Genomic DNA, 26,542 nt, shown 5'->3' with positions numbered 1-26,542 from the left:
AAGCGTCTTCCCTGCGACGACTCAGAAGCGACGGATCCCGGACGGCGTCGCGACGGCGCCCACGGCGCGGTCGTGCGGCTCGGTCGGTACGTCGCGGCCGACCTCGTCGTCGTACAGCAGGACGCAGGTGAACGTCCCGACCGGCACCCGGGCCAGCGCACGGTCGTAGGAGCCGCCGCCCCGGCCGATCCGCGTCCCCGTGGGCGAGACCGCCAGTCCCGGCACCAGCACCGCGTCGGCACCGGCGATCGCCTCGACCCCCAGACGCTCCCCGGCGGGCTCGAGGAGCCCGAGCCGCCCGCTCGCCAAGGCGTCGTCGCCGCCGTACGGCGCCCAGTCGAGGTCGCCGTCGGGCAGCAGCACGGGGAGCAGCACCCGCGTCCCGCGCCGGGCCAGGCCGTCGAGCAGCCAGGAGGTGCCAGGCTCGCTGCCGATCGAGACGTACGCCGCCACCGTGGCGGCGCCCGTCAGCTCCGGCGCGGCGAGGAGGTGGCCGGCGAGGCCGCGGGAGTAGACGCCGAGCTCGGCCACCGACAGTCGCTTCCGAGCGGTGGTCAGCTGGTCGCGCAGGGCGAGCTTGGCCGGCCCGGCGCCGGGCGTCGGATCGGGGGGCGGTTCGGACGGGTTGGCGGGTGGTTGTGACGTGGCCACGCGAGAAGCCTACGATCGTGAGCATGGGTAGCCCTGGACTGCACAAGGCCCGCGACAAGATGGCCGACGCCGGCGTCGACGAGGTCGCGATCGACACCTTCGCGCACTACTACCGGCTCCTCGAGCACGGGGAGACCGGCATGGTGCCGGAGTCCACGATCGACCCGGTCGACATGCCCAGCCTGGCCGACGTCGAGGTCGATCCCGACGTCGCCGCCGAGGCGATCCGCCACACCGCCGTCATCAAGCTCAACGGCGGGCTCGGGACCTCGATGGGCATGGAGCGGGCCAAGTCCCTGCTGTGCGTGCGGCGCGGACTGTCCTTCCTCGACATCATCGCCCGCCAGGTCCTGCACCTGCGCAAGGAGCACGACGCGACGCTCCCGCTGATGTTCATGAACTCCTTCCGCACCTCGGCCGACACGATGGCCGCCCTGGCGCGCTACGAGGACCTCCCGGTCGACGGGCTGCCGCTGGAGTTCCTGCAGAACAAGGAGCCCAAGCTGCTGGCCGCCGACCTGATGCCGGTGAGCTATCCCAAGGATCCTGACCTCGAGTGGTGTCCGCCGGGCCACGGCGACGTCTACACCGCCCTGCGCGGCACCGGCCTGCTCGACCTGCTGATCGAGCGCGGCTTCCGGCACGTGTTCATCTCCAACTCCGACAACCTGGGTGCGGTGCCCGACCCCCAGGTCGCCGGGTGGTTCGCCGCGAGCGGAGCGCCGTTCGCGATCGAGGCGGTGCGCCGTACTCCCTCGGACCGCAAGGGCGGCCACTTCGCACGCCGCAAGAGCGACGGGCGGATCGTGCTGCGCGAGTCGGCCCAGACCCCGAAGGAGGACGCCGAGGCGCTGGCGGACCTCGACCGGCACCGGTACTGCTCGACCAACAACCTGTGGTTCGACCTCGATGCGATGAAGCAGGCCCTCGACGTACGCCAGGGGATCCTCGGGCTGCCGCTGATCAAGAACACCAAGCACGTCGACCCGGGCGACCCCTCGACCCCCGAGGTGATCCAGGTCGAGACCGCGATGGGTGCGGCGATCGAGGTCTTCGACGGCTCGGCGCTGATCGAGGTCGGCCGCGACCGCTTCGTGCCGGTCAAGACCACCAACGACCTGCTGGTGCTGCGCTCGGACGTCTACCAGGTCGGCAGCGACTTCGTGCTCGACCAGGTCGCCACCGACGTGCCCTTCATCGACCTCGACAGCGACTACTACAAGCTCGTGGGCGAGTTCGACAAGCGCTTCCCCGAGGGAGCCCCGTCGCTGGCCAAGGCCAGCTCGCTGCGGGTCGTGGGGGACTACACGTTCGGCCGCGACGTCCAGGTCGTCGGCGACGTCGCGCTCGACTCGGCCGACGCCGAGCGGGTCGACCAGGGCGCGGTGCTGCACGGCGACGCCGACGCGTGAGCCGCTCATGAGCGGGGGACTGCGCTCGGTCGACGAGCACCTCGCGGCGATCCTGACGGCCATGACGCCGCTGCCCGCCCTGCAGCTGCCGCTCCTGGACGCCCTCGACCTGGCTGCCGCCGAGGACGTCGTGGCGCCGATCCAGCTGCCGCGCTTCGACAACTCCGCGATGGACGGGTACGCCGTACGGCAGGCCGACGTGGCCACGGCGACCGACGAGTCGCCGGTCAAGCTGCCGGTCATCGGTGAGATCGGCGCGGGTCAGTCCGCCCGTCCGGTGACCTCGTTGCCCGCGGGCACCGCGGCCAAGATCATGACCGGCGCCCCGGTGCCGCCCGGGGCCGACAGCGTCGTGCCCTACGAGTGGACCGACCGCGGGGCCAAGGACGTCTGGATCGCCCAGGCACCGAGCCCCGGGCAACACCTGCGCTACGCCGGCGAGGACGTCGCCGTCGGCGACCTGCTCGTCGAGGCCGGTACGACGCTCGGTCCGCGCCACCTGGGGCTGCTGGCCTCGTTGGGGCGGGCGAGCGTCCGGGTGCGCCCGCGCCCTCGCGTCGTGATCGTCTCGACCGGCTCGGAGCTGCGCGAGCCCGGCGCAGAGCTGGGCGACGACTCGATCTACGACGGCAACTCCTTCCTGCTCGCCGCGGCCGCTCGCCGCGCGGGTGCGGTGCCCTACCGCGTGGGACTGATCCCCGACGAGCCCGCAGCCTTGCTGGACGCACTCGACGACCAGCTCGGCCGCGCCGACGCCGTGGTCACCTCGGGCGGGATCTCGATGGGCGACTTCGACGTCGTCAAGGAAGCGCTGACCCCGCTGGGATCGGTGTGGTTCGGCCCGGTCGCGATGCAGCCCGGCAAGCCGCAGGGCTTCGGCACCCTGAGCCCCCGCTCGGGGGGCCGTGCCGACCAGGCGGTGCCGTTCTTCGCGCTGCCGGGCAACCCGGTCTCGGCCTACCTCTCCTTCGAGACCTTCGTGCGTCCTGCGCTGCGTCGGATGATGGGCATCACGCCCGAGTCCCGGCAACCGGTGACCGCGCGACTCACCCATCGCGTGGGGTCGCCTCGTGGCCGGCGCCAGTTCCTGCGTGGGGTGCTCACCCTGGACTCCGACGGGGCCAGCGTTGCCGAGGTCGAGCCGGTCGGAGGGTCGGGCTCGCACCTCGTGGGTGACCTGGCTGCCTCCGACGCGTTGATCGTCGTACCGGAGGACGTGACCGAGATCGCCGCCGGCGAGCGGGTCACCGTGATCCGCCTGGACCAGGACTGAGACCCATGAGCGAACCTGTCGAGCAATCGAGGCTGACCCACGTCGACGAGCGGGGCGCGGCACACATGGTCGACGTCTCGGCCAAGTCCGTGACCGCGCGCACCGCGACTGCCTCGGGGCGGGTGCACGTCTCCGCGGCCGTCGTCGACCTCTTGCGCGGTGCCGGCGTGCCGAAGGGCGACACCCTCGCCGTCGCGCGCCTGGCCGGGATCATGGGCGCCAAGCAGACGCCTTCGCTGATCCCGCTGTGCCACCCGCTCTCCCTGTCCGCGGTCTCGGTGGACCTCGTCGTCGAGGACTCGTCGGTCGCGATCACCGCCCAGGTCCGCACCACCGACCGCACGGGCGTCGAGATGGAGGCCTTGACCGCCGTCTCGATCGCAGCGCTCACGGTCGTCGACATGGTCAAGGCGGTCGACAAGGCCGCGGTGATCACCGACATCCGCGTGGAGACCAAGACGGGTGGCAAGTCCGGGGACTTCGTGCGACCGGGCGCCGGAGTGGCGGATGACTGAGTCGCACGGTCGCGCCGAGGTCGTCGTCGCCTCCAACCGGGCTGCGGCGGGCGTGTACGCCGACGAGACCGGTCCGCTGATCGTCGAGGCGCTGCGCGACCTCGGCTTCACGGTGGGCGCTCCGTCCGTCGTGCCCGACGGCCCTCCGGTGGGCGCGGCCATCGCCGCCGCTGTCGAGGGCGGTGCGCGCGTGGTGCTGACGACGGGCGGCACGGGCCTCACGCCCACCGACCAGACCCCCGAGCAGACCCGACCGCTGCTCGAGCGCGAGGTGCCCGGGATCGCCGAGGCCATCCGGGCCGCCGGCGTCGTGGCCGGGATCCCGACCGCTGCCCTCTCGCGCGGGCTGGCCGGCGTCGCCGGCTCGTGCCTGGTCGTCAACCTCCCCGGCTCGCGGGGCGGGGTGAAGGACGGTCTGTCGGTCCTGCGACCGCTCCTCGTGCACGCCGTGGAGCAGATCGTGGGGAGTGACCACTGAGTGCGGGCCGGGCCAGGGGATGGCCGGTGGTGCTCTCGTCGGGCACCGCGCCGAAGGTGACCCTGCGGCCCCTCAAAGCCTCCGACGTCGACGCCTGGCGTGACGCACGACGCCGCAACGCCGGCTGGCTCTCGCGCTGGGACGCCACCGCACCTCCCGGCGCCGACGCCAAGCCGGTGACCTTCCGGACCCTGATCCGTCGTCTGAGCAGGAGCGCCAAGGCCGGCACGACACTGCCGTTCGCAGTCGAGGTCAACGGCGCGTTCGCCGGCCAGCTGACCGTGAACAACATCGTGCGCGGCTCGGCCCAGTTCGCCTCGGTGGGCTACTGGCTCGACCGGGAGTACGCCGGCCACGGCGTGATGCCGCGCGCGGTGGCCCTCGCCATCGACCACTGCTTCCTCGCCGTCGGGCTGCACCGCATCGAGATCGCCATCCGTCCCGAGAACTCCAACTCGCTGCGCGTCGTGGAGAAGCTCGAGATCCCCGAGGTCGGCTACGCGCCGCGCTTCCTGCACATCGACGGCGACTGGCGCGACCACCGCCTCTATGCGATCACCAAGGAGGACGTGCCGTTCGGGCTGCTCAAGCGATACGAGGAGTCCCTCGTCAGTCCGGCCGGCGGTCGACCGGAGGCTGAGCAGGCCGAGGAACGAGGCCGTCGACGAAGCCCGGACGGTGGTCGAGGTGCGAGGAGCGCCAGCGATGAGCCTCGAGACCCCGCGACCTGACCCCCGCGTCGCACACCGCGAACCCCATCAATCACACCAGCAATTTGCGACACACGGGTAGACATCCGACTCACCCTGCGCTACCCCTCCTACGCTCACATCCGTGGACCTGAGTGCTCTGATCTTCGTCGCCCTGGCAGTGGCCTGGGCCGTCTACCTGATCCCGAAGGCGCTCAAGCAGCACGAGGACAGCGCCGCCAGCCGTTCGATCGACGGCTTCTCGGACCGGCTGCGGGTGCTCGCCCGGCGCGAGCCTGTCGACTCCACGACCGCGCGGCTCGTCGTCAACGGCGCCAAGACCGCGGAGTCTGCCGACGACAGCGCCGTGTCGGTCTCGGTCTCGGTCGAGAAGACGTCGGTGGCTCCGGCCGAGCCCGCTGCGAGGTGGACGCCCGGCCAGGTCCGCGCCCGCCGAGCGGCGGCGGCAAGGGCCGCGCAGCGGCGTCTGCGCGTGGTCTGCACGATCCTGCTGGGAATCGCCGTGGTCGGCGCCCTCGCAGCCCTGGGCTACGTGCGCCCTGCGTTCACCTTCATCCCGGTCGGGCTACTGGTCGCCTGGCTGGTCGCTTGCCGCCTGATGGTGCGCTCCGAGCGTGCCTCGGACGACCTCGTGCGTCGACCTGCCGCGCCGCTCTCCGGGGACGCGGCGGAGGCCGACGACGAAGACCCTCTCACCGAGGAGATCGCCGTCGTCCACGTCGAGGCCGACCTCGTGGTGCCGACGGGAGCAGGTGCTGTCGCCGCCGAACCGGAGCCGTCCTCCAGCGAGGCGCCGAGCAAGCGCCCCGGCGACTGGGACCCGGTGCCCGTCACCCTCCCGACGTACGTCGCCAAGGAGCCGGCCGCCAAGCGCACCGTGCGCACCATCGACCTGGACTCCACCGGTGTATGGACCTCCGGCCCCCTCGCCTCCGACTCCGAGCTCGCCCGCGAGGCCGACGAGGCCGAGCGCAGCGCCAAGACGCGGGCCGCTGAGGCCGAGCGTCGGCGTGCGTCGGGCTCCTGACCGCCTCGCACCTCGGTCCACCCGGCGCGACCGGGTCGTGTGCCTGACGACGGTCCCCGCACCGTGCTCGGACACACGACCGTCCGATTCGGACGGGCTGCCGGGCTGGTGCTAACGTTTCGCCCGCGCCACCCGGACACTCGGACGGCGCACTGGGGCTGTGGCGCAGTTGGTAGCGCGTCTCGTTCGCAATGAGAAGGTCAGGGGTTCGAATCCCCTCAGCTCCACCAACACCAACCAGGCCGACCCGCCGGCTCACCGTCTGGTGGGTCAGGGTGGGCTGCCGGTCCCGGGCTTGTCCCGGCGGACGTCGGTGGCACGAGTGGTCATCCCCGACGGGGTGCCCAACTCCGGGCGTGACGGCTCGTTGAGATGTCGAGGGCAGCGTCGGTATGCGGCCCTCGACATCTGCCCGATGCATCACCCCCCTCACCGGATCGAGCTGTCCTGTGCTGCCCCCGAACGACTACGGGGAGAGGCGCGTCTACGACGTCGCCGATCCCTTCGACGCACGCCTGGCCGTCGTGATGCTCACGAGCTCAGGCATCGAGGCCGAGCTCCACGACGAGGACGACCGCCGGTTCGTGGTGGGGATGCTGGCGTCCCAGCGGGACGCTGCTGAACGCATTCTCGAGCGGTGGGCGCCCGGTGCGGTCGAGGTCGGCCGGCCCGCGGTGGAGGGTGCACCGGAGGACGAGGGCGGGGCCTAGGCCAGGCACGGGCACCCCGCCGGTCCGGTCGAGCGGGTCGGATCAGCTCGCACGGCCGACGCCGAGAGCGTCGAGGATCGCCTGCCCTCCGTCGAGGACGCCGGCGACGGTCCCTTCCTGGTCGTCGGCTGCGGGCGGCGTGCTGTGGGGGTCGTCGGTCAGGCGTACGCTGCGGCAGCCGTAGTCGTCCACGATGGCCGCGGTGAGGTCACCGTCGTGGTCGTGGACGACCATCCACCGGGGCCCCAGGTCGGTGGGGCAGGCTCGGTCGCGGTCGTCTGGCACCGACAGGTCGGCGAGCGCGTCCTGCAGGCCGTCCAGAAGGCCGTCGTCGACCGGGGCCGGGCGTCCCTCGAGACGCCAGCCGTACTCGGTGCCTCCGCTCGTGGTCGAGGCGATGTCGACGCTGTCGTAGCGGCACACCCACGCGCGCCGGGGGTCGAGCAGGCTGGGCAGCTCGTCCGCGGCCTCGTCGATGCCGAAGCCGTGGCCGGAGGGATCCTCGCCGATGGGCAGTTCGTCGGGGCACGGCCGACCCGAGGCAGCCTCGAGCTCGCCGGAGTGTATCCGTGGCTCCTCGGCAGTCGAGGGGCCCGAGCCCACCACTCCGCAAGCGGGCAGTCCCAGGAGCGCCAGGGCAACCGGGACCGTGCCCAGCGAGAGGGCCGCCAGTCGGGCGGGCCCATGACCCGATCGACGCGGGTCTCCAGGGGTGGAGCGAGGCGGCTCGGTCGGATGCATCACGCTTGGACGGTCCCACGCTGCCGATGGTTCCGTCGTCTCGTGGGTCACTCGAGCCGGTGGGTCGGCCTGCTGAGGACCGCGTCGAGGGAGTCGACGACCTCGAGGGGGTCCTTCCCGGTCCGTGCGGTGCCGGACAGGGTGCGCTCGGGGTCGATGACGAGCACGTCGCGTCCGTCGAGCTCGAGTCGCCGGACGCACTCGAGCAGCATCCGGCGGCCGACGTCGTGCAGGCGGTAGACGCGGGTGAGGTCGAGGGCCACCCGCTTGGTCGTGTGGTCGGCTGCGGCGATCGCTCGTACGACGGTCTCCGCACCGGCGAAGCGCAGGTCGCCCTGCATCTCGTAGACGGTGACCGCGTCCTCGCCCTCGGACACGTAGGACCCGCGCAACGCCGAGCGCCCCTCCTGGGCCACGTCCATCAGGTGCATGCCCATGTCGCTGGAGAGACGCTCGAAGACGCGGATGCCGCGCACGCTGCTCCCGTGGGTGTCGAGACGGGGCGAGAAGACGGCCACGCCGACCTGGCCCGGCAGTGCACCGATCACCCCGCCGGACACGCCGCTCTTGGCGGGGATCCCGACGTCGGTCATCCAGTCCCCGGCGGCGTCGTACATGCCGCAGGTCATCATCACGCTCATCACCTGCCGCACCACCGGACGGCTCAACAGCCGTTCCTGCGTCAGTGGGTGCGTCCCCGCGTTGGCCAGGGTGGCGGCCATCATCGCCAGGTCTCGGCACGACACCGTGATCGAGCACTGGCGCGTGTAGCCCTCGACCACGTCGACGGGGTCGCACTCGAGGACGCCGGACGCCTTGAGGAGGTGGGCCATGCCGAGGTTGCGGTGGGCCGAGGCGAACTCCGAGGAGGAGGCGCTCTCGTCGACCACCAGGTCGCGTCCCGCGAAGCGGCTGAACCCCTGCCGGACCCGTTCGGAGCGGGCGGCTCCGTCCTGGCCGTCGACCAGGGAGTGGGTGAGGATGGCCCCGGCGTTGATCATCGCGTTCCTCGGCCGGCCCGACTCCCGGTCCAGAGAGATCTCGTTGAAGGCCTCGCCGGACGGCTCGACCCCCACCCGCTCGTCCATGTCGGGGATGCCACGATCGGCGAGGGCCAGTGCGTAGGTGAAGGGCTTCGACATGGACTGGATGGTGAACCCCACGTCGGCGTCCCCGGCCGCGTAGACGGCTCCGTCCACCGTCGCCACACAGATGCCGAACCGGTCCGGGTTCGCGGCAGCCAGCTCGGGGATGTAGTCGGCCACGGCGCCTGCGTCTGCGCCGCAGGCATCGAGGACCTCGAGCAGGTAGTCGGGGATCGGCGAGCGCATGCGGTGAGCCTAGAGGGAGGCGTGGCCCGGACCCCTCAGGCGTCGTAGTCGACGCGCAGCTCCTCGCTGAGCGGGTGTGCCTGGCAGGTGAGGACGTAGCCCGCGGCTCGCTCGTCGTCGTCGAGGGCGTGGTCCTGGTCCATCACCGCCGAACCCAGCAGGACCTTGGCGCGACACGTGCCGCAGGCGCCACCAGCGCAGGAGTACGGCGCGTCGACGCCCTGCCTCAGCGCGGCGTCGAGCACGGTGTCGCCGGTCGAGCGCAGCGCGAAGGTGGTCTCGCGACCACCGAGGCTGACCGTCACCTGGCTCTCGACGTCCAGGGCGACCGCGGAGGCGGTGTCCTCGGTGTGGAAGACCTCCGAGAGCACGCGCTCGCCGCGGGGTTCCAGGGTCGAGCGGAGATCGTCGACCAGCTGCTCGGGCCCGCAGAGGAACCAGGCGTCCGTGCGGCCGGGCACGAGGCGCTCGAGGAGGCCCGGGGTCACCCGGCCGGCCAGAGCTGCGCCGCTCTCACGCGACAGCACGTGGTGCACCGACAGCCGCTCGCCGAAGCGCTCGGTCAGGGCAGCCAGGTCGTCGCGGAGCATGGTCGAGTCGGTCGTGCGGTTGCCGTAGACGAGAGTGATCGTGCTCGCGGGCTCGTGCTCGAGGACGGCGGCGACGATGGAGAGCACCGGGGTGATCCCGGAGCCGGCGGCGACCGCGGCGTACGAGCCCGATGCCCCCGAGCCCCGAGCAGCGTCGAGGTGGTGCCCGAAGCGGCCCGCGGGCGTCATCACGTCGAGGATGTCGTCGGTGGCGAGCGACTCGTGGACGTAGGTCGAGAACACGCCACCGTCGATCCGCTTGACCGCGACGCGCAGGGTGCCGTCGCTCAGCGGCGGGAGCAGCGAGTACGAGCGTCGCACGTCGTGCCCGTCGACCATGGCGCGCAAGGTGACGTGCTGGCCGGGACGGTGCTCGTAGTCGCGGGCCAGGTCGGCCGGCACCGTGAGGGTCACCGTCACGCTCTCGGCCGTCAGCGGCTCCACGGCGGCGACGCGCAGCGGGTGGAAGGCCGGACGGCTGCCTGCCGCCGGGCCTCGCTGCGGCGCGGCGCTCTCGAGGTCGTCGGTCAGGCGACGCCAGGTGCGGTACTCCGAGGGCGTCAGGGAGCGCCCGAAGACCGTCGAGATCGCGGCGTTGCGGTCGAGGTAGGTCTGCTCGTTGCGCCGCCACGCGCGCAGGTAGCGGTAGAACGGCACGCTCGGGTGCAGGTGGTGCACCAGGTGGTAGTTCTGGTAGACGAACAGCGGCGTCATCCACCCCTCGCCGCCCACCCGGATCCGCGTGGCGCGGTACTTGTCCTGGCGCCCGGTGAAGGGCAGCCCGTGGTGCGGGAGGTAGTCGAACCACCAGGCGAGGACCCCCAGGCCGAGGCGCTGGGGGATGAGGAACGCCACTGCCAGGGTGAGGCCGTGCCCGGCCACGACCAGAGCCGCGAAGGCGCCGAGCGTCACCGTGGCGAACGCGACGGTCCCGGCGACCTCGCCGCGCGGGCGCTCGCGGATCCGACGCACGTAGAAGACGGTGTACCAGAGGTCGATGCTCATCCATCGCAGCGGCAGCTGCCACCAGGGACCCTCGCTGGTCCAGGCATCGGGGTCGACCGACTTCGGCTCGTTGGTGTTGCGGTGGTGCTCGATGTGGATGAAGCGGAACATCGCGTAGCCGGCGTACGGCGCGACGAACGGCACCGAGAGATGACCCATCAGGTCGTTGAGGCGGCTGTCGGTGCTCACGGCATGGTGCACGGCCTCGTGCAGCACGCTGAACATCAGGAACGTCACCGCTGCGCCCATCGGCACGGTGGCCAGCGGAGACCAGTCGGCAGCCAGGACGCCGTACATCTCCAGGGCGAACAGGGCCAGGGTGCCGACGTAGAGCCCCATCGTCGGCCACGCGACCGGCGGGACCCGCTCCCCGGGGTCCGGCAGGCCGAGGACCTGCTGCGGTGACTCCTGCGCGCTCGCAGGAAGGGGACTGGTCGGGGACATCGGTGTTCCTGTCGTCGGTGGCGCGGCTCTCCGCCATGCTTTACATATCAAGGCGATATGTCAAGGGCCGGGCCATGGGTCAGCTCCCTCGGCGAATCCATCGCCGTGCCGGTGGAGACCTGATGCTGCCGCGGTGCCCGGGCTGCGTAGGCTGAGGCGACACGTCTCGTGGAGCAGGAACCCGGTGCCGACAGTGATGTCGAAGTCCGGGGCGGTTCCGCCACTGTGAGCCGTCACCGCGCGTGATGGTCAGCCAGACACTGGCCACGGGACCTCCGACCACCCAGGGGCGAGAACCCCGAGGAGAAACCCGTGAAGATCGCGCTGCTCTCGACCTCCGACACCGACCTGCTCTCGGCCCGCGCCGCGCAGCAGCAGGCGGGCGTCGACTACGTCCATGCCAACCCGTCCCGTCCCGGACACCAGTCCATGGCCGAGACCATCGAGGGGTGTGACCTCGTGGTCGGCCGGATCCTCGGCTCGCCCCAGGACCTGTGCTCCGGCTTCGAGCGGATCCGCGAGACCGGGATGCCCGTCGTGGTCCTCGGCGGTGAGCAGCAGCCCAGCGCCGAGCTGATGGAGCTGTCGTCGGTCCCGATGGGGGTCGCGGCCGAGGCGCACCGCTACCTCGCCGAGGGCGGCCCGGAGAACCTCGCCCAGCTGCACGCCTTCCTGTCCGACACCGTCCTGCTCACGGGGGAGGGCTTCGACGCCCCGATCGAGATCCCGGCGTGGGGGATGGCCGAGCGCCCCTTCATCGACGGCACCCCGAGAGTCGGTGTCCTCTACTACCGGGCCCACGAGGCCAGCGGCAACACTGCCTTCGTCCACGCCCTGGTCGACGCCATCGACGAGACGGACCAGGCGATCGGGGTGCCGATCTTCGCCGGCTCGTTGCGCTCGGCCCCCGACGACCTCTTCGCAGCCCTGGGCACCCTCGACGCCCTGATCGTCACGGTGCTCGCCGCCGGCGGGAGCACCCCGGCCGCCTCGAGCGCCGGGGGAGAGGACGAGGCCTGGGACGTCGAACGGATGGCGGACCTCGACATCCCCGTCCTGCAGGGGCTCTGCCTCACCAGCAGCCGCGCCGAGTGGGAGGCCTCCGACGACGGTGTCACCCCGCTCGACTCCGCGAGCCAGATCGCGATCCCGGAGTTCGACGGGCGGATCATCACGGCCCCGTTCTCGTTCAAGGAGATCGACGAGGACGGGCTGCCCCGCTACGTCGCCGACCCCGAGCGGTGCTCCCGAGTAGCGAGGATCGCCGTCAACCACGCGCGTCTGCGCGTCGTACCCCCCGCAGAGCGCAAGGTCGCGCTGATGCTCTCGGCGTACCCCACCAAGCACTCCCGGGTGGGCAACGCCGTCGGCCTCGACACCCCGGTCTCCACGGTCCGGCTGCTGCGTCGGATGCGGGGGGCGGGCTACGACCTCGGCGCCCCGGGGGCGATCCCCGGACTCGAGCTCGAGGACGACACCGAGGCGGGCGATGCGCTGATCCACGCGCTGATCGACGCGGGCGGGCAGGACGAGGAGTGGCTGACCAGCGCCCAGCTCACCGACGCCCACGTGCGGATCTCGAAGGACGAGTACGACGGGTGGACCGCCGACCTTCCCGAGGACCTGCGCGGCGACCTGGTGGAGGCCTGGGGCGAGTCTCCTGGGGGGCTGTTCGTCAACGAGGCGGGCGAGATCGTGCTCGCCACGATCCAGGCGGGCAACGTGGTCCTGCTGATCCAGCCGCCCCGCGGCTTCGGGGAGAACCCGATCGCGATCTACCACGACCCGGACCTGGCGCCGTCCCACCACTACCTCGCGGCCTATCGCTGGGTGGAGCACGGCTTCGGCGCCCACGCCGTCGTGCACCTGGGCAAGCACGGGTCGATGGAGTGGCTGCCCGGCAAGAACGCCGCGTTGTCGGCCTCCTGCGCGACCGACGCCGCCATCGGCAACCTGCCGCTGATCTACCCGTTCCTCGTCAACGACCCCGGCGAGGGTGCGCAGGCCAAGCGCCGCGCGCACGCCACGATCGTCGACCATCTGATCCCTCCCATGGCTCGGGCCGAGTCGTACGGCGACATCGCGCGCCTCGAGAAGCTGCTCGACGAGTACGCCAACATCGCGGCGATGGACCCGGCCAAGCTGCCGGCGATCCGTGGTGACATCTGGCAGCTGATGCATGCCGCCGAGATGCACCGCGACCTGGGCCTGGGAGATCGAGGCCTGGACGAGCAGCCGGACGACGAGGCCTTCGACGACTTCATCCTGCACGTCGACGGATGGCTCTGCGAGATCAAGGACGCCCAGATCCGCGACGGCCTGCACGTCCTCGGGGCAGCCCCCGACGGGGAGGCGCGGGTCAACCTGGTGCTGGCGATCCTGCGCGCGGCCCAGGTCTTCGGCGGTCAGCAGGCGGCGGTGCCCGGTCTGCGGGCGGCACTGGGGCTGAAGGAGAACCACGAGTCGGCCGGTGCCGTCGACGAGATCGAGCGGGTCGCCCGCGACCTCGTGCAGCGGATGGACGACGCGCACTGGGACGTCTCCGCTGCGGCGCGGATGCACGACGACCCGGAGGTGGTGCGGGTCCTGGAGTTCGCCGCCACCCAGGTCGTGCCCCGGCTGGCGCACACCACCGACGAGCTCGACGCCGTGCTCCACGCGCTCGACGGTGGGTTCATCCCCGCCGGCCCGTCCGGCTCGCCGCTGCGCGGCCTGGTCAACGTGCTCCCGACGGGACGCAACTTCTACACCGTCGACCCGCGCGCGATCCCCTCGCGCCTCGCCTGGCAGACCGGTGTCGCGATGGCCGACTCCCTGCTCCAGCGCTATCTCGACGACACCGGCACCTACCCCGAGTCCGTCGGGCTGTCGGTCTGGGGGACCTCGGCGATGCGCACCAGCGGCGACGACATCGCGGAGGTGCTGGCGCTGCTCGGCGTACGACCCGAGTGGGACGAGGCATCGCGCCGGGTCAGCGACCTGCACGTCGTACCCCTCGACGAGCTGGGCCGGCCACGGATCGACGTCACCGTGCGGATCTCCGGCTTCTTCCGCGATGCCTTCCCGCACGTGGTGGCGATGCTGGACGACGCCGTACGGCTCGTCGCGGACCTCGACGAGCCGCCGGAGGCCAACTACGTGCGCGCCCACGCGCTGCGCGACCTGGCCGAGCACGGGGACCGGCGGCGGGCGACCACGCGCATCTTCGGCTCCAAGCCCGGCTCGTACGGCGCGGGGATCCTGCAGGTGGTCGAGTCCGGGTCGTGGCGCGACGATGCGGACCTCGCCGAGGTCTACACCGCCTGGGGCGGCTTCGCCTACGGACGGGGGCTGGACGGTGCTCCGGCCGCGGAGGACATGCGGGCCAACTACCGACGGATCAAGGTCGCGGCCAAGAACGTCGACACCCGCGAGCACGACATCGCCGACAGCGACGACTACTTCCAGTACCACGGCGGGATGATCGCGACCGTACGTGCGCTCACCGGCGCGGACCCGCAGGCCTACGTCGGCGACTCGACCACCCCGGACGCCGTGCGCACCCGCACGCTGCAGGAGGAGACCAACCGCGTCTTCCGCTCCCGCGTCGTCAACCCGCGGTGGATCACCGCGATGCAGCGACACGGCTACAAGGGCGCCTTCGAGCTCGCCGCCACCGTCGACTACCTCTTCGGCTTCGACGCCACGGCGGGAGTGGTCCACGACTGGATGTACGAGTCGTTGGCCAAGGAGTACGTCCTCGACGAGACCAACCAGGAGTTCATGAAGAAGTCGAACCCCTGGGCGTTGCGCGGGATCGTCGAGAAGCTCCACGAGGCCGCCGACCGGGGCCTGTGGGCCGAGCCCGACCCTGAGGTCGTGGCCGCGATGCAGCAGGTCTACCTGGACCTCGAAGGCGACCTCGAGGACCGTCTCGGTGGTTGAGGTGCGAGCGGAGCGAGCCTCGAGAACCAAGCGGGTGCGGGTCATCGGCGTCGGTCCCGGAGATCCGTCGATGGTGACGGTCGAGGCCCTCGAGGCGATGCGCAGCGTCGAGTTCTTCGTGGTCTCCGACAAGTCCCCCCGCGGCGGGATGCCCGACCCTCTGGTCGCTGCCCGCGGCCGGCTGCTCGACGTGCACCTGGGCCACGAGCCGGCGGTGGCCCGGATCGAGGACCCCGCCCGCGAGCGACGTCCCGAGCGCACCGGCACGCAGGCGGAGTACGAGGCGGCCGTCGAGGCGTGGCACGAGGCGCGCTCGATGGCCTACGAGGAGGCTTTGCTCGCCTACGAGGGCGACGCGGGCTTCCTGGTGTGGGGCGATCCCGCCTTCTACGACTCCACCATCCGGATTCTCGAACGGGTCGCACGGCGCGGGTCGCTCGAGCTGAAGATCGACGTCATCGCGGGGATCTCGAGCGTGCAGCTGCTCGCGGCTCGGCACCGGATCGTCCTGCACGAGGTCGGCCAGCCGCTGCACGTGACGACCGGCCGCCGCCTGCGGGAGGCCGTGGCGCAGGGCCAGGACAACATCGTGGTGATGCTCAACCGCGTCATCGACCTGCCCGGCCTCGACGACTGGCAGATCTGGTGGGGTGGCAATCTCGGGAACCCCTCCGAGGAGCTCGTCGCCGGTCGGGTGGCCGACGTCATGCCGGAGATCGAGGCGGCCCGCGCGCGTGCTCGCGTTGCGGCCGGATGGGTGATGGACATCTACCTGCTCCGCGCGCCCGACGCACCGGCCGCGGTCGAGGCGTGAGCGGTCTGCTCGTCGCCGGCACCACCTCGGACGCCGGCAAGTCGATCGTCACCACGGGGCTCTGTCGCGCGCTGGCCGACCGGGGGGTGCGCGTGGCGCCGTACAAGGCACAGAACATGAGCAACAACTCGATGGTCGTGGCGGGAGCCGACGGTGAGGGTGCCGAGATCGGCAGAGCCCAGTGGGTGCAGGCGATCGCGGCCCGGGCGCAGCCCGAGGTGGCGATGAACCCGGTCCTGCTCAAGCCGGGCAGCGACCAGCGCAGCCACGTCGTGCTGATGGGACGACCCTGCGGTGAGGTCGCCGCGACCGACTTCGTCGAGGGTCGTCGTCACCTGGCCGCCGTGGCGCACGCGGCCTACGACGACCTCGCGGCGCGGTACGACGTCGTGGTCGCCGAGGGTGCGGGCAGCCCGGCCGAGATCAACCTGCGCCGCAGCGACTACGTCAACATGGGCCTGGCCCGGCACGCCGACCTGCCGACCGTCGTGGTCGGCGACATCGACCGCGGCGGCGTCTTCGCGGCCTTCGTCGGCACCGTCGCCCTGCTGGACGAGGCGGATGCGCGCCTCGTCGCAGGCTTCGTGGTCAACAAGTTTCGCGGCGACCTCGGCCTGCTCCGGCCCGGGCTCGACATGCTCGAGGAGCGCACCGGTCGACGCGTGTACGGCGTGCTGCCCTGGCACCCCGACCTGTGGCTCGACAGCGAGGACGCCCTCGACCTGGCCGAGGGAGAGGGCCGTCGCTCCGGGGCGGGCCGCGCGCGAGTCGCCGTGGTGCGGCTGCCGCGGATCTCCAACTTCACCGACGTCGACGCGCTCGGTCTCGAGCCCGACCTCGACGTGTACTTCGCCTCCAGCCCACGCGCGGTGGCCGACGCCGACCTGGTCGTCCTGCCCGGCACGCGCGCGACCATCAGCGACCTCGCCTGGCTGCGCGAGCGCGGCCTGGACCGGGCGATCCTCGATCACGCCACGGCCGGCCGGCCGGTCCTGGGCATCTGCGGCGGGTGTCAGATGCTGGGGGGCGAGATCGCGGACCCTGCGGGCGTCGAGGGTGCGCCCGCGACGGTCCGCGGGCTCGGCCTGCTGGACCTGAGCACGCAGTTCGGTGGCGCGAAGGTCCTTCGCGTCGTCGGGCCCGCCGGCTACGAGATCCACCACGGACAGGTGCACGGCGCGCGGAGCAGCGGGGCGGTCACCGGGACGATGGTGCACGGCTCGTTCGAGGACGACGGCGCGCGCGCGTCGTACCTCCGGGAGACGTTGGGCGTGACGTCGGCGGCGTCCTTCCCGGCGGCCCGCGAGCGCCGCCTCGACCTCCTCGGTGCCCTCGTCGAGGAGCACCTCGACGTCGACGCGCTGCTCGACCTGGCCCTCGCGAGCACACCGGGGACGCCGTGAAGGTGCTGGTGCTGGGTGGGACGACCGAGGCCCGAGCGCTCGCCGGCGTCCTCGTCGCCGACGGCGACGAGGTGACCACCAGCCTGGCCGGCCGGGTCACCGACCCGCGACTCCCGGTCGGTGCCGTGCGCGTCGGTGGGTTCGGGGGAGTGGCGGGGCTGCGCGACCACGTGTCGGCCTACGACGTCGTCGTCGACGCCACGCACCCGTTCGCCGCGCGGATCACCGGCAACGCGGTCCAGGCCTGCACCGAGCGGCCCCTGGTGCGCCTGCAACGACCCGGGTGGAGCGGCGACCACGTGTGGGTCGACTCCCACGAGGACGCCGCGGAGCAGGCGGGTGCGCTGGGTCGGCGTCCCTTCCTGACCGTGGGGCGTCAGGAGCTGGCGCGGTTCGAGCCCCTGCTCGGGGACCGCCCCGCCCTGGTCCGGACGGTCGAGCCGATCGAGGTGCCGCCCGCGTGGACCCTGCTGCTCAGCCGCGGGCCCTACCGGCTCGACGGCGAGCTGACGCTGATGCGCGAGCACCGGGTCGACGTGCTGGTCACCAAGGACTCCGGGGGTGAGCACACGGCGCCCAAGCTCGACGCGGCCGCCCGGCTGGGCGTGCCGGTCGTCGTCGTACGACGCCCGCGGCTGCCCGAGGGACTCACCGTGGTCGAGACCGTCGACGCCGCCCGAGCGTGGGTCCGAGCGCACTGACCACGGCGACCACGACCGCCCCGACCTGGACACGCCCGGCGAGCGCGCGAGCCCGACGGATGTCCGCCGCGACGGGACTGTCGCCGTCGCCCAGCACCGGGCGCCGCTCCACCCGGTGGGCGTAGACGGTCTCACCACCGAGACGCAGCCCGAGGGCTCCGGCGAACGACGCCTCGACCGGTCCGGCGTTGGGGCTGGGGTGGGCGCGCGCGTCCCGTCGCCATGCCCGCACAGCGGATCGCCGGTCCGCACCGAGCGTCACCACGAGCAGGGCCGCGAGCCGCGACCCCGGGAGGTTGAGCAAGTCGTCGAGGCGAGCGGCCGCCCAACCGAACCGCTCGTAGCGCTCGGTGTGGTGCCCGATCATCGCGTCGAGGGTGTTCGCAGCGCGGTAGCCGACCAGTCCCGGTACGCCGGCCAGCGCGCCCCACACGAGCGGGGCGACCACCGCGTCGGAGGTGTTCTCCGCGACCGACTCGATCGTGGCTCGGGCGACGCCGGTCTCGTCCAGGTCGTCGGTCACCCGCCCCACCAGGTGGGTCAGCCTGCGCCGCGCGCCGGGGAGGTCGCCGCGCCCGAGCAGCGTCTCCACGGCGGCCGCCTCCCGGTCCAGGGAGGTGCCCCCGAGCACCGCCCAGGTCGCCAGCGCGGTCGCCGCGGTGCCGCGCCCGCCCCGACCGAGCAGGACCGTCGCGCCGACCAGCGTCGCCACGTGGGCGGCACCCGCGAGACGCGTGTCGGCGTACGTCCGCTGCTCGAGCCAGGCGGCGGTGCGCCCGAAGCCGGCCACCGGGTGGAGGCGGGCGGGGTCGCCCACGAGTCGGTCCGCGGCGAAGCCCAGCGCCAGGCCGAGGGACCTGCTCACCCAGGCGCCCGGACGTCAGGCATCGGGCGGCAACAGCTCCGCCAGGAGCGCGACGTCGCTCAGCAACGCCGCCGACGCCCGGACGAGCGGCACCGCCGCCACCGCGCCGGAGCCCTCGCCCAGTCGCAGCCCGAGGTCGAGCAGCGGCTCGAGGCCGAGCCTGGCCAGCGCCAGCGTCTGGGCCGGCTCGGTGGAGCGATGCCCTGCTGCGAACCAGGCGGCCGCGCCGGGCTCGATCCGCTCGGCCGTCAGGGCGCACGCCACGGCCATCAGACCGTCGAGCAGCACCGGTACGCCGGCCCGTGCGGCCGTCAGCAGGTAGGACGTCGCGGCGGCGAGGTCGGCGCTGCCGAGCGCGGTCAGGGTCTCGACCGGGTGGGCGACCCGGTCGCCGGCCCGGCGCAGGGCCTGGTCGACGACCGCGGTCTTGCCGGCCAGCGCGGACTCGTCGATGCCGGTGCCGCGCCCGACGACCACGCCGGCGGGAAGCCCGAGCCCGGCGGCGATCAACGCCGCTGCGACCGTGGTGTTGCCGATGCCCATGTCGCCGCTGATGAGCAGGTCGGCGCCGGCAGCGATCTCCTCGTGCGCGACCCGCTCGCCGACCGCGAGGGCGTGCTGGGTCTCGGCGGCGCTCAGCGCGTCCTCGAGGTGGATAGGCCCCGAGCCCCGTCGTACCTTCAGGTCTCCGACGGTCTCGTCGTCGACCGCCACGTCGATCACCCGCACGGCCACGTCGTGGGCGCGGGCCAGGGCGCTGACCCCGGCCCGGCCGGCGCGGAAGGTGCCGACCATCGCACCGGTGATCGCGGGCGGGAACGCGCTGACGCCGTACGCCGCCACACCGTGGTCCCCGGCGAAGATCGCCAGTCGGACGTTGGCCGGGGCAGTCGGTGGGACGACGCCCTGGCACGAGGCGAGCCACACTCCCAGCTCGCCCAGCCGCCCCAGGGACCCTGGCGGCACGGCAAGGCCGGCGAGCCGTTCCTCCGCCGATCGGCGGGTCACCGCGTCGGGCGCCCTCACAGGCTCGCGGCCAGCTCGCGGCGCGCCGCCACGCTCGCCGCCTGCTCGTGGAGCCGCCCGACGAGTGCCGTGAGGCCGACGCCGATCACGGCCCACATCATCGCCAGGGTGTAGAGCGACGCGCGGCGGAAGAACCACAGCTCGTCGGCCGGGAAGTCACCGACCTCGTTGACGGTCGGCATCAGCTCGCCGGCGACGATCATCACCGCCACGTAGCCGGTGGCCGCGATCGCCACGGCCTCGAAGGCGCCGCGCCGCTGCCACAGCCGGGTCGCCACGACGACGGCCCCGATCCCCACGGCGAGCGAGATCAGCAGGAAGAGGAAGTAGTAGCCGGTGCGCTCGCCGATCGTGTCGCCGCTGCCGACGGCCGGAGGGGTGGCGGGGTACTTCAGGAACGGCACCAGTGCGAACGCCGTGAAGCCGACCAGGGCGACGGCGGCCGTCGACTGGCGCGGGGTGAGCCGGCCGAGACGCCCGAGGGTCCCGGCGGCGACCAGGGCGACCAGGCCGCCGAGCGCGACGCCGATGGCGAGGGTGCCGGTCGCCAGACCCCAGGTCCGCTGGGTGGGCCGGGAGACCGACGCGCCCCCGTCACCACCACCGCCGTGGCTGTGGGCCGGGGTGCCGGCCTCGTGGGGGTGGTCGGCCGTCTCCTCGTCGGATGTCGCGGCCACGCCGCCGGCCTCCTCGAGGGCGATGGCCCGCTCGACGTGAGGCTCACCGACCGCGTAGGCGACGGCGAAGGCGGCGATGCCGGCCAGGAGTCCGACGAGCAGCCCGCGGACCAGGAACGCGCGTGCGTTCATCTCGCGTGTCCCCGCGACTCAGTGGCAGGGGAAGCCGAGGAGGTGGCGTCCGTCGTGGACCCACTCGTGGACGGCGGTGCCCGCCGGGAGCGAGACCGCGCCCTGGTCGGTGGTGACGAAGAAGATCACAACCAGGCCGAGCAGGCCGAAGAAGAGCGCCCACGGGGCGAGCTCGCGCAGCGGGATGGTCGGGATCGCGACCTCGGAGACGGGTGCAGCGGTCGACTGAGACATGTGTCCTCCTCAGGGATGAATGCGTCCCTGTTGTGAATGGGGTGGATGACGGACCTTCGGGTCTGACTTCACCGCCTGGAGGCGATGTCACAGTAGCGCGACTGTGCCGGAATCACACCGGCTTCCTCGTGCCCGCAGATGGCAGCCTAGGGCATGGATCGTCTGCCGCGACGGGGGTCTCAGCCTCTCGGGCCGTCACCGACGAGGAGCCACGTCGAAGACGCAGTCGCCACACACGCCGGCGCCCGGCACGAGGTAGAACAAGCAGCAGGTACGACGCCGCGCGCGCCCCGCCACCGGCCCTGCCAGGGACGCGTCGAGCTGCCCGGCGTACGGCGCACGGGTGAGCAGGTCGGCGACGAGCGGCTCGGCCGCGGGCAGGTCGTGCACGCGCGGTACGGCGTGCAGGCTGGCCGCGACGTTGCCCCACAGGAGGTGCGGGGAGAGGTCGAAGCTCTCGACCAGGGGCTGCAGCACCCGTTGGATCGCAGCGTCGACCTCTTCGACTGTCGGGTCCAGGAACCCCCGTGGCTGAGCCAGTCCGAGCACCAGGGCCCCTTCGTCGTCGTCACCGACCAGGGCCTCGACATCGACGAGCACACCGTCGCGGGCGGCGCTGACGACCGTCACTGACCACAGTCGGGAGGCGACGCCCATCACCACCGCGGACTCGCCGACACGTCGGGGTGGCTCACCGAGACGGGTGCAGATGCGCTCGGCCAGACCGCCCGCCACCAGGTCGGCCAGGGGCACGAACCCGGCACCGGGCGCGAGGTCCACGGGCCACACGGCGCTTCGCGTCAGAGCATCGACCACCTGACCGGGCGCGGCGCGCTCCATCAGGCGCCTGCCAGGACGTCGCCCAGGGCCGACACCAGCCGGGCAGTGACCTCGGGAGGTCGCACGGCGATGCGCACCCACCGCGGCCCGAGGCCGGGGAACGTGTCGGCCCGCCGTACGGCGATCCCGGCCTCGCGCAGGGCCCGGTGGACGCCGACACCCACGCGGGCCAGCACGAACGACGTGGTCGAGGGCACGACCTCGATGCCCAGGCCGCGCAGGCCTCTCTCCAGCTCGGCCCGCCAGGACGCGAGCTGCAGTGCGCGCCGACGCGACTCCGCGCGAGCTTCCTCGGTGGAGCAGGCGAGCATCGCGGCCACCGCCGGCGACGAGACCGACCACGGGACCTGGAGCGCGCGCAAGCCCCGCAGGATGGGGGGTTCGCCCAGCACGTAGCCCGCCCGGATGCCGGGGATCGACCAGTGCTTGGTGAGACTGCGGATCACGACGAGACCGGGCAGGTCCTCGCCGGCCAGAGTCTCGGTCTCCTCGGGTACGGCGTCCATGAAGGCCTCGTCGACGACCACCGTGCGTCCTGGTCGGAGCAGCGAGCGGATCGCCGCAGCCGGGTGCAGGACGCCGGTCGGGTTGGTCGGGTTGCCGACCATCACCAGGTCGCTGCCCTCCGGGACCAGCGCGGGGTCGAGGCGGAACGGGTGCTCCAGCACGAGCTCGTGCACCGCGTGCCCCGCCTGGCGCAGCGCGGCGTGCGGCTCGGTGAACTGCGGGTGCACCACGACCGGCCGTCGCCAGGGCTGCGAACGAGCGATCAACGAGAACGCCTCGGCCGCTCCTGCGGTGGCGAGCACCTGGTCCGGCTCGCGGCGGTGGTGGCGGGCGATCGCCACCTCGGCGGGGGTTGCCGACGGGTAGGCGCCGGACGCGTCGAGCCCGGCCAGCAGGGCGGTCTCCAGCCACGGCGGCCGTGGACCGGCGTACACGTTGACGGCGAGGTCGAGCAGGCCGTCGCCGACCTCGACGTCGCCGTGGTGCAGGAGGGGATCGGCCACGCGCTCCACCGGACTCACCTCAACCACGGGCCGCACCGCGATCAGCGCACGCATCGGCGAACCGCTGCGCCAGCTGCGGATGGCCGGCCCAGTGGGTGTGCAGGTAGGAGGCGTGCAGGGTGGGTGAGGCGAAGCCGATCTCGGTGCCGTCGATGAGCCAGGCGGGTGACGGCCCCGCCTCCGGGGCCACGCGGGTGCGGTGGAACTCGTGTCCGGTGACCCGTTCGCCGGCGCGGGTGATCACCGAGTCGACGAGCGCCTCGGCCTCGGGGTAGCGCAGGGTCAGCCCCTCGCTCATCGCGGCCGCTGCGGTGACCGGCAGCGCGCCGAGCATCGGAGCGTCGTCGAGGGTGTCGCACAGGTAGAGCAGGCCGGCGCACTCCGCCACGGTCGGTAGGCCGTCGCCGACCGCTCTGGCGAGCTCGCGGCGCAGCGGCTCGTTGTCGGTGAGCGCGGCCGCGTGCACCTCGGGGAACCCGCCGCCGAGGTAGAGCCCGGTGGCGCCGGCGGGCAGAGCCCCGTCGTTGAGCGGATCGAAGGCCACGACCTCGCACCCGGCCGCACGCAGCAGCTCCTCGGTCTCGGTGTAGCGGAACGTGAACGCGCGCCCGCCGGCCATCGCGACCACCGGCCGCCCCGAGACGGGGGCGACCTCGGCCGCCGGGTCCCAGGCCTGCTCGTCGAGGTCGGGCGCCGTCGCCGCCAGGGCGAGGACGGCGTCCAGGTCGACGTGGGTGCTCACCTGGTCGGCGAGCCGGTCGAGGGCAGCGGCCGAGAGACCCCGCTCGGCGGCCGGCACCAGCCCGAGGTGGCGCGACGGCGCTGAGATCTGCTCGTCACGGGGGATCGCACCGAGCACGGGCAGGGAGATGGAGGAGCGCACCTCGTCGGCATGTCTCACTGACCCGGCCTGGTTGAGGATCACGCCCACCACCTCGACCGTCGGGTCCCAGGTCGCCATGCCGTGCACGACCGCTCCGATGGAGCGCGAGGAGCGGGCGATGTCGACCACGAGGACCACGGGCGTGCGGGTCAGGGCGGCCACGTGGGCGGTCGAGGAGAAGCCCGCGCCGCCGACCCTGCCGTCGTACAGGCCCATCACGCCCTCGACGATCGCGACGTGCGCCCCGGCCGCGCCGTGCAGGAGCAGGGGTACGACGCGCTCCTCACCGACGAGGTGCGGGTCGAGGTTGCGTCCGGGTCGGCCGCACGCCAGTGCGTGGTAGCCGGGATCGATGTAGTCGGGACCGACCTTGTGGCCGCTGACCTCGAGTCCGCGACGGGTGAGCGCTGCCATCAGCCCCGTGGCCACCGTGGTCTTGCCCTGGCCGGTCGCCGGAGCCGCGATCACCAGCCGGGCAAGGGCGCTCACCACTCGATGCCTCGCTGGCCCTTCTGGCCGCGGTCCATCTGGTGCTTGACCTTGGTCATCTCGGTCACCAGGTCGGCGGCCTCGACCAGGGCGGGGTGCGCGCGACGACCGGTGACGACGACGTACTGGCGTCCGGGCCGGTCCCGCAGGGTCGCGACGACGTCGTCGACGTCGACCCAGCCCCACTCCATCGGGTAGGTGAACTCGTCGAGCACGTAGAGGTCGTGGCGCTCCTCGGCGATCCGGCGCTTGACCTCGGCCCAGCCCTCGGCCGCGTCGCGGGCGTGGTCGGCCTCCTCGCCGGCCTTGCGCGACCACGACCAGCCCGCGCCCATCTTGTGCCACTCGACGGGCCCGCCCTCACCGGACTTCCGGTGCAGCTCGCCGAGCCGCTCGAGCACCGTCTGCTCGCCGATCCGCCACTTGGCCGACTTCACGAACTGGAAGACCCCGACGTCCCAGCCCTGGTTCCACGCGCGGATCGCCAGCCCGAAGGCGGCCGTCGACTTCCCCTTGCCGTCGCCGGTGTTGACCATCAGCAGCGGCAGGCTGCGGCGCTGCGCGGTCGTCAGGCCGTCGTCCGGCACCGCGTCCGGCTTGCCCTGCGGCATCAGGCCACCCGCCCGTCCGTCGACGCCCTCGAGCTGGTGGCGGCGGTGGCCGAGGCGACCGCGCTGGTCAGGTCGCCGGCGCTGACCTGACCGACCGGCACGTGCTCCGCGCCGAGGTGCTGGGCGAGCATGGCGGCGAGACCGAGCCGCATCGCTCCGGCCTCGCAGTCGACGACGAGCGAGGACACGTGCGCGGCCGCGAGCAGACCGGCCGCCTGCTGCGAACGCCGTACGGCGTCGGGGCCGCTGGTGGCGCGGCCGTCGGTGACCACCACCAGCAGCGGGCGCCTGCGCGGGTCGCGGATCCGCTCGAGGCCGAGCACCCGCCCCGCCTCCAGCAGTCCCTCGGCCAGGGGGGTCCGCCCACCCGCAGGCAGGTCGTCGAGCCGTCGCGCGGCGATGTCGACGGAGTGTGTGGGCGGCAGCACGAGGTCGGCAGCGGAGCCGCGGAAGGTGACCAGACCGACCTTGTCGCGGCGCTGGTAGGCGTCGAGGAGCAGGCTCAGGATCGCGGTCTTGACCTGTTCCATCCGCCGGCGCGCCGCCATCGAGCCGGAGGCGTCCACGCAGAACAGCACCAGGTTGGACTCCTGTCCCTCGCGCGTCGCGACGCGCAGGTCGCCGCCGCGGAACCGCAGCGGTCCCTCGGTGCGACCGCGCGACCGCTGGTACGGCGCGGCGGCGCGGAGCGTCTCCAGCAGGTGGATCGCACCCCCGCTGCCCGGGGCGGCACCGATCCGGCGCCCGGACTCCGTCAGCGCGCGGCTGCGCCGACCCGCCTCCCCGGCGCCGGTGCCGGCGACGGTGAACAGCCGGGCACGGTACGGCGTGCCTGCGGCGGCGACGGTGCGGTCGTCGTCGTCGTTGCCGCTGGTCCCGCGCTCGGGCTGCGCTCCATCCGACCCCCCGCCGGGCGGCGGGGGAGCGGGGCTCGCGTCGGCGCTGCCGGACTCCCCGGTGCCCGACGCGTCCGACGGGTCCTCGACCGGGTCGCCGTGCCCGTCCGGGCCGCCGTCGGGATCGGGGTCCGGGTCGTCGTCGCCCAGCACCTCGTCCAGGAGGTCCTCGTCGAGCCCGGGAGCGTCGAAGGGGTTGCGCCGACGCCGGTGGGGCAGGGCCAGCCGAGCCGCGGCGCGGACGTCGTCGAGGGTGACCTCCGTGCGGTCGTGCCATGCGGCGTGGGCCACGGCGGTGCGGGCGGTGACGATGTCGGCGCGCATTCCGTCGACGTCGAAGGCGGCGCACAGCTGGGCGATCCGCATCAGCATCTCGTCACCGAGCACGACCTGACCGACCCGCGACTGCGCGGCCTGGATCCGCTCGGTGAGCTCGGCCTCCTGCGAAGCGTAGGCGGCACTGAAGGCGACCGGGTCGGCGTCGAAGGCCATCCGGCGTCGGACGACCTCGACCCGCAGCGTGGGGTCGCGTGGCGCGGCGACCTCGACGGTCAACCCGAACCGGTCGAGCAGCTGCGGTCGCAGCTCGCCCTCCTCGGGGTTCATCGTCCCGACGAGGACGAAGCGCGCCGCGTGGGAGACCGAGACCCCGTCGCGCTCGACCGTGGAGCGGCCCATCGCCGCCGCGTCGAGCAGCAGGTCGACGAGGTGGTCGTGCAGCAGGTTGACCTCGTCGACGTACAGGATCCCGCGGTGCGCCTTCGCGAGCAGGCCCGGCTCGTAGTGCGTCTCGCCGGCCGACAGGGCCCGCTCGAGGTGCAGCGATCCGAGCACCCGGTCCTCCGTGGCCCCGACCGGCAGCTCGACGAGTCGCACGGCACGCTCCTCGCCCGCCGCGCCGTCGACCTCGCTGGGTTGGCGATTGAACGCGTCACCGGCGGCTACCTCGATCGGTGGCAGGACGCCCGCCAGCGCGCGCACGATCGTCGACTTGGCGGTGCCCTTCTCGCCGCGCACCAGGACGCCGCCGATGGCGGGCGAGATCGTCGTCAGCACCAGGGCCAAGGACATGTCCCCGGCCTCGACGACCGCCGAGAAGGGCAGGGTCGCGCTGGGAAAAGTGGTCGGGTGGTTCGGTGACGCTGGCATG

At 72.8% G+C, this 26,542-nt stretch carries 24 protein-coding genes, 1 tRNA gene and 2 riboswitches; of the genes, 12 read left to right on the top strand and 13 right to left on the bottom strand.

Annotation, left to right across the window (positions count from 1 at the left end; genetic code table 11):
* Positions 1–21: 21 nt before the first annotated feature.
* Positions 22–651, bottom strand: a complete 630-nt coding sequence (locus Q1K33_RS00635) for a 5-formyltetrahydrofolate cyclo-ligase (protein ID WP_300399741.1) — start codon at positions 649–651, stop codon at positions 22–24.
* 23 nt (positions 652–674) lie between these two features.
* Between Q1K33_RS00635 and Q1K33_RS00630 the strand changes: the two genes are divergently transcribed.
* From Q1K33_RS00630 to Q1K33_RS00595, 8 genes are all read left to right on the top strand, one after another.
* Positions 675–2,063 (top strand): UTP--glucose-1-phosphate uridylyltransferase, encoded by a 1,389-nt coding sequence (locus tag Q1K33_RS00630; protein WP_300399740.1) that lies wholly within the window; start codon positions 675–677, stop codon positions 2,061–2,063.
* Positions 2,064–2,070: 7 nt separating this feature from the next.
* Positions 2,071–3,336, top strand: coding sequence for a gephyrin-like molybdotransferase Glp (gene glp, locus Q1K33_RS00625; RefSeq protein ID WP_300399739.1), 1,266 nt, complete (start codon positions 2,071–2,073; stop codon positions 3,334–3,336).
* Positions 3,337–3,341: 5 nt separating this feature from the next.
* On the top strand, positions 3,342–3,851 hold the full coding sequence (moaC, locus tag Q1K33_RS00620) for a cyclic pyranopterin monophosphate synthase MoaC (RefSeq protein WP_300399738.1): 510 nt from the start codon (positions 3,342–3,344) through the stop codon (positions 3,849–3,851).
* Positions 3,844–4,329 (top strand): MogA/MoaB family molybdenum cofactor biosynthesis protein, encoded by a 486-nt coding sequence (locus tag Q1K33_RS00615; protein ID WP_300399737.1) that lies wholly within the window; start codon positions 3,844–3,846, stop codon positions 4,327–4,329. Before moaC ends, Q1K33_RS00615 begins: the two co-directional genes overlap by 8 nt.
* A gap of 26 nt (positions 4,330–4,355) precedes the next feature.
* Positions 4,356–5,060, top strand: coding sequence for a GNAT family protein (locus tag Q1K33_RS00610; RefSeq protein ID WP_300399736.1), 705 nt, complete (start codon positions 4,356–4,358; stop codon positions 5,058–5,060).
* Between the two features lie 103 nt (positions 5,061–5,163).
* The gene (locus Q1K33_RS00605) at positions 5,164–6,066 is read left to right on the top strand and encodes a hypothetical protein (RefSeq protein WP_300399735.1); all 903 of its coding nucleotides are present in this window, start codon (positions 5,164–5,166) and stop codon (positions 6,064–6,066) included.
* Positions 6,067–6,220: 154 nt separating this feature from the next.
* Positions 6,221–6,296: transfer RNA gene (locus Q1K33_RS00600), tRNA-Ala, on the top strand.
* A gap of 219 nt (positions 6,297–6,515) precedes the next feature.
* Complete coding sequence (locus Q1K33_RS00595) at positions 6,516–6,776, top strand: hypothetical protein (protein WP_300399734.1); 261 nt, start codon at positions 6,516–6,518, stop codon at positions 6,774–6,776.
* Between the two features lie 42 nt (positions 6,777–6,818).
* Here the strand turns inward: Q1K33_RS00595 and Q1K33_RS00590 are convergent, their stop codons facing one another.
* From Q1K33_RS00590 to Q1K33_RS00580, 3 genes are read right to left on the bottom strand one after another with little or no spacing between them, the layout of a single operon-like run.
* The gene (locus Q1K33_RS00590) at positions 6,819–7,520 is read right to left on the bottom strand and encodes a hypothetical protein (RefSeq protein WP_300399733.1); all 702 of its coding nucleotides are present in this window, start codon (positions 7,518–7,520) and stop codon (positions 6,819–6,821) included.
* A 44-nt stretch (positions 7,521–7,564) separates the two neighbouring features.
* Positions 7,565–8,848 (bottom strand): glutaminase, encoded by a 1,284-nt coding sequence (locus tag Q1K33_RS00585; protein ID WP_300399732.1) that lies wholly within the window; start codon positions 8,846–8,848, stop codon positions 7,565–7,567.
* Positions 8,849–8,883: 35 nt separating this feature from the next.
* Positions 8,884–10,887, bottom strand: coding sequence for a fatty acid desaturase (locus Q1K33_RS00580; protein ID WP_300399731.1), 2,004 nt, complete (start codon positions 10,885–10,887; stop codon positions 8,884–8,886).
* A 114-nt stretch (positions 10,888–11,001) separates the two neighbouring features.
* A riboswitch (cobalamin riboswitch) is annotated at positions 11,002–11,171 on the top strand.
* 28 nt (positions 11,172–11,199) lie between these two features.
* Here Q1K33_RS00580 and cobN point away from each other — a divergent pair.
* Genes cobN through Q1K33_RS00560 form a run of 4 tightly spaced genes read left to right on the top strand, consistent with a single transcriptional unit; the run spans position 11,200 to position 17,729 of the window.
* Positions 11,200–14,811, top strand: coding sequence for a cobaltochelatase subunit CobN (gene cobN, locus Q1K33_RS00575; protein ID WP_300399730.1), 3,612 nt, complete (start codon positions 11,200–11,202; stop codon positions 14,809–14,811).
* Positions 14,804–15,625, top strand: a complete 822-nt coding sequence (gene cobF, locus Q1K33_RS00570) for a precorrin-6A synthase (deacetylating) (RefSeq protein ID WP_300399729.1) — start codon at positions 14,804–14,806, stop codon at positions 15,623–15,625. The genes cobN and cobF overlap by 8 nt, the downstream gene beginning before the upstream one ends.
* Complete coding sequence (locus Q1K33_RS00565) at positions 15,622–17,028, top strand: cobyric acid synthase (protein ID WP_300399728.1); 1,407 nt, start codon at positions 15,622–15,624, stop codon at positions 17,026–17,028. Before cobF ends, Q1K33_RS00565 begins: the two co-directional genes overlap by 4 nt.
* Complete coding sequence (locus Q1K33_RS00560; RefSeq protein WP_300399727.1) at positions 17,025–17,729, top strand: cobalt-precorrin-6A reductase; 705 nt, start codon at positions 17,025–17,027, stop codon at positions 17,727–17,729. The genes Q1K33_RS00565 and Q1K33_RS00560 overlap by 4 nt, the downstream gene beginning before the upstream one ends.
* Here the strand turns inward: Q1K33_RS00560 and Q1K33_RS00555 are convergent.
* The 9 genes from Q1K33_RS00555 to Q1K33_RS00515 all read right to left on the bottom strand — a co-directional run bounded on the left by Q1K33_RS00555 (position 17,677) and on the right by Q1K33_RS00515 (position 26,541).
* The gene (locus Q1K33_RS00555) at positions 17,677–18,594 is read right to left on the bottom strand and encodes a cobalamin biosynthesis protein (protein WP_300399726.1); all 918 of its coding nucleotides are present in this window, start codon (positions 18,592–18,594) and stop codon (positions 17,677–17,679) included. The two genes, Q1K33_RS00560 and Q1K33_RS00555, sit on opposite strands and share 53 nt — an antisense overlap.
* Before the next feature lie 15 nt (positions 18,595–18,609).
* Positions 18,610–19,620, bottom strand: a complete 1,011-nt coding sequence (gene cobT, locus Q1K33_RS00550; RefSeq protein ID WP_300399725.1) for a nicotinate-nucleotide--dimethylbenzimidazole phosphoribosyltransferase — start codon at positions 19,618–19,620, stop codon at positions 18,610–18,612.
* Positions 19,617–20,429 (bottom strand): CbtA family protein, encoded by an 813-nt coding sequence (locus tag Q1K33_RS00545; protein ID WP_300399724.1) that lies wholly within the window; start codon positions 20,427–20,429, stop codon positions 19,617–19,619. Before Q1K33_RS00545 ends, cobT begins: the two co-directional genes overlap by 4 nt.
* Positions 20,430–20,447: 18 nt before the next feature.
* On the bottom strand, positions 20,448–20,663 hold the full coding sequence (locus tag Q1K33_RS00540) for a CbtB domain-containing protein (protein ID WP_300399723.1): 216 nt from the start codon (positions 20,661–20,663) through the stop codon (positions 20,448–20,450).
* A gap of 60 nt (positions 20,664–20,723) precedes the next feature.
* Positions 20,724–20,789: riboswitch (cobalamin riboswitch) on the bottom strand.
* A gap of 69 nt (positions 20,790–20,858) precedes the next feature.
* Positions 20,859–21,443, bottom strand: a complete 585-nt coding sequence (locus tag Q1K33_RS00535) for a (2Fe-2S)-binding protein (protein WP_300399722.1) — start codon at positions 21,441–21,443, stop codon at positions 20,859–20,861.
* Positions 21,444–21,502: 59 nt separating this feature from the next.
* Positions 21,503–22,513 (bottom strand): Rv2231c family pyridoxal phosphate-dependent protein CobC, encoded by a 1,011-nt coding sequence (gene cobC, locus Q1K33_RS00530; protein ID WP_300399721.1) that lies wholly within the window; start codon positions 22,511–22,513, stop codon positions 21,503–21,505.
* Between the two features lie 19 nt (positions 22,514–22,532).
* Positions 22,533–23,885 (bottom strand): cobyrinate a,c-diamide synthase, encoded by a 1,353-nt coding sequence (locus tag Q1K33_RS00525; protein WP_300399720.1) that lies wholly within the window; start codon positions 23,883–23,885, stop codon positions 22,533–22,535.
* Complete coding sequence (gene cobO / locus Q1K33_RS00520; protein WP_300399719.1) at positions 23,882–24,496, bottom strand: cob(I)yrinic acid a,c-diamide adenosyltransferase; 615 nt, start codon at positions 24,494–24,496, stop codon at positions 23,882–23,884. The genes Q1K33_RS00525 and cobO overlap by 4 nt, the downstream gene beginning before the upstream one ends.
* A complete protein-coding gene (locus Q1K33_RS00515) occupies positions 24,496–26,541 on the bottom strand; it encodes a VWA domain-containing protein (protein WP_300399718.1) in 2,046 nt (681 codons plus the stop codon). The genes cobO and Q1K33_RS00515 overlap by 1 nt, the downstream gene beginning before the upstream one ends.
* Between the last annotated feature and the right edge of the window lies 1 nt (position 26,542).

Source organism: Nocardioides sp. (assembly GCF_029937575.1).
Classification (GTDB): domain Bacteria; phylum Actinomycetota; class Actinomycetes; order Propionibacteriales; family Nocardioidaceae; genus Nocardioides.
The sequence above is the reverse complement of the archived record's forward strand: the minus strand, read 5'-3'. Positions and strand labels throughout refer to the sequence as shown.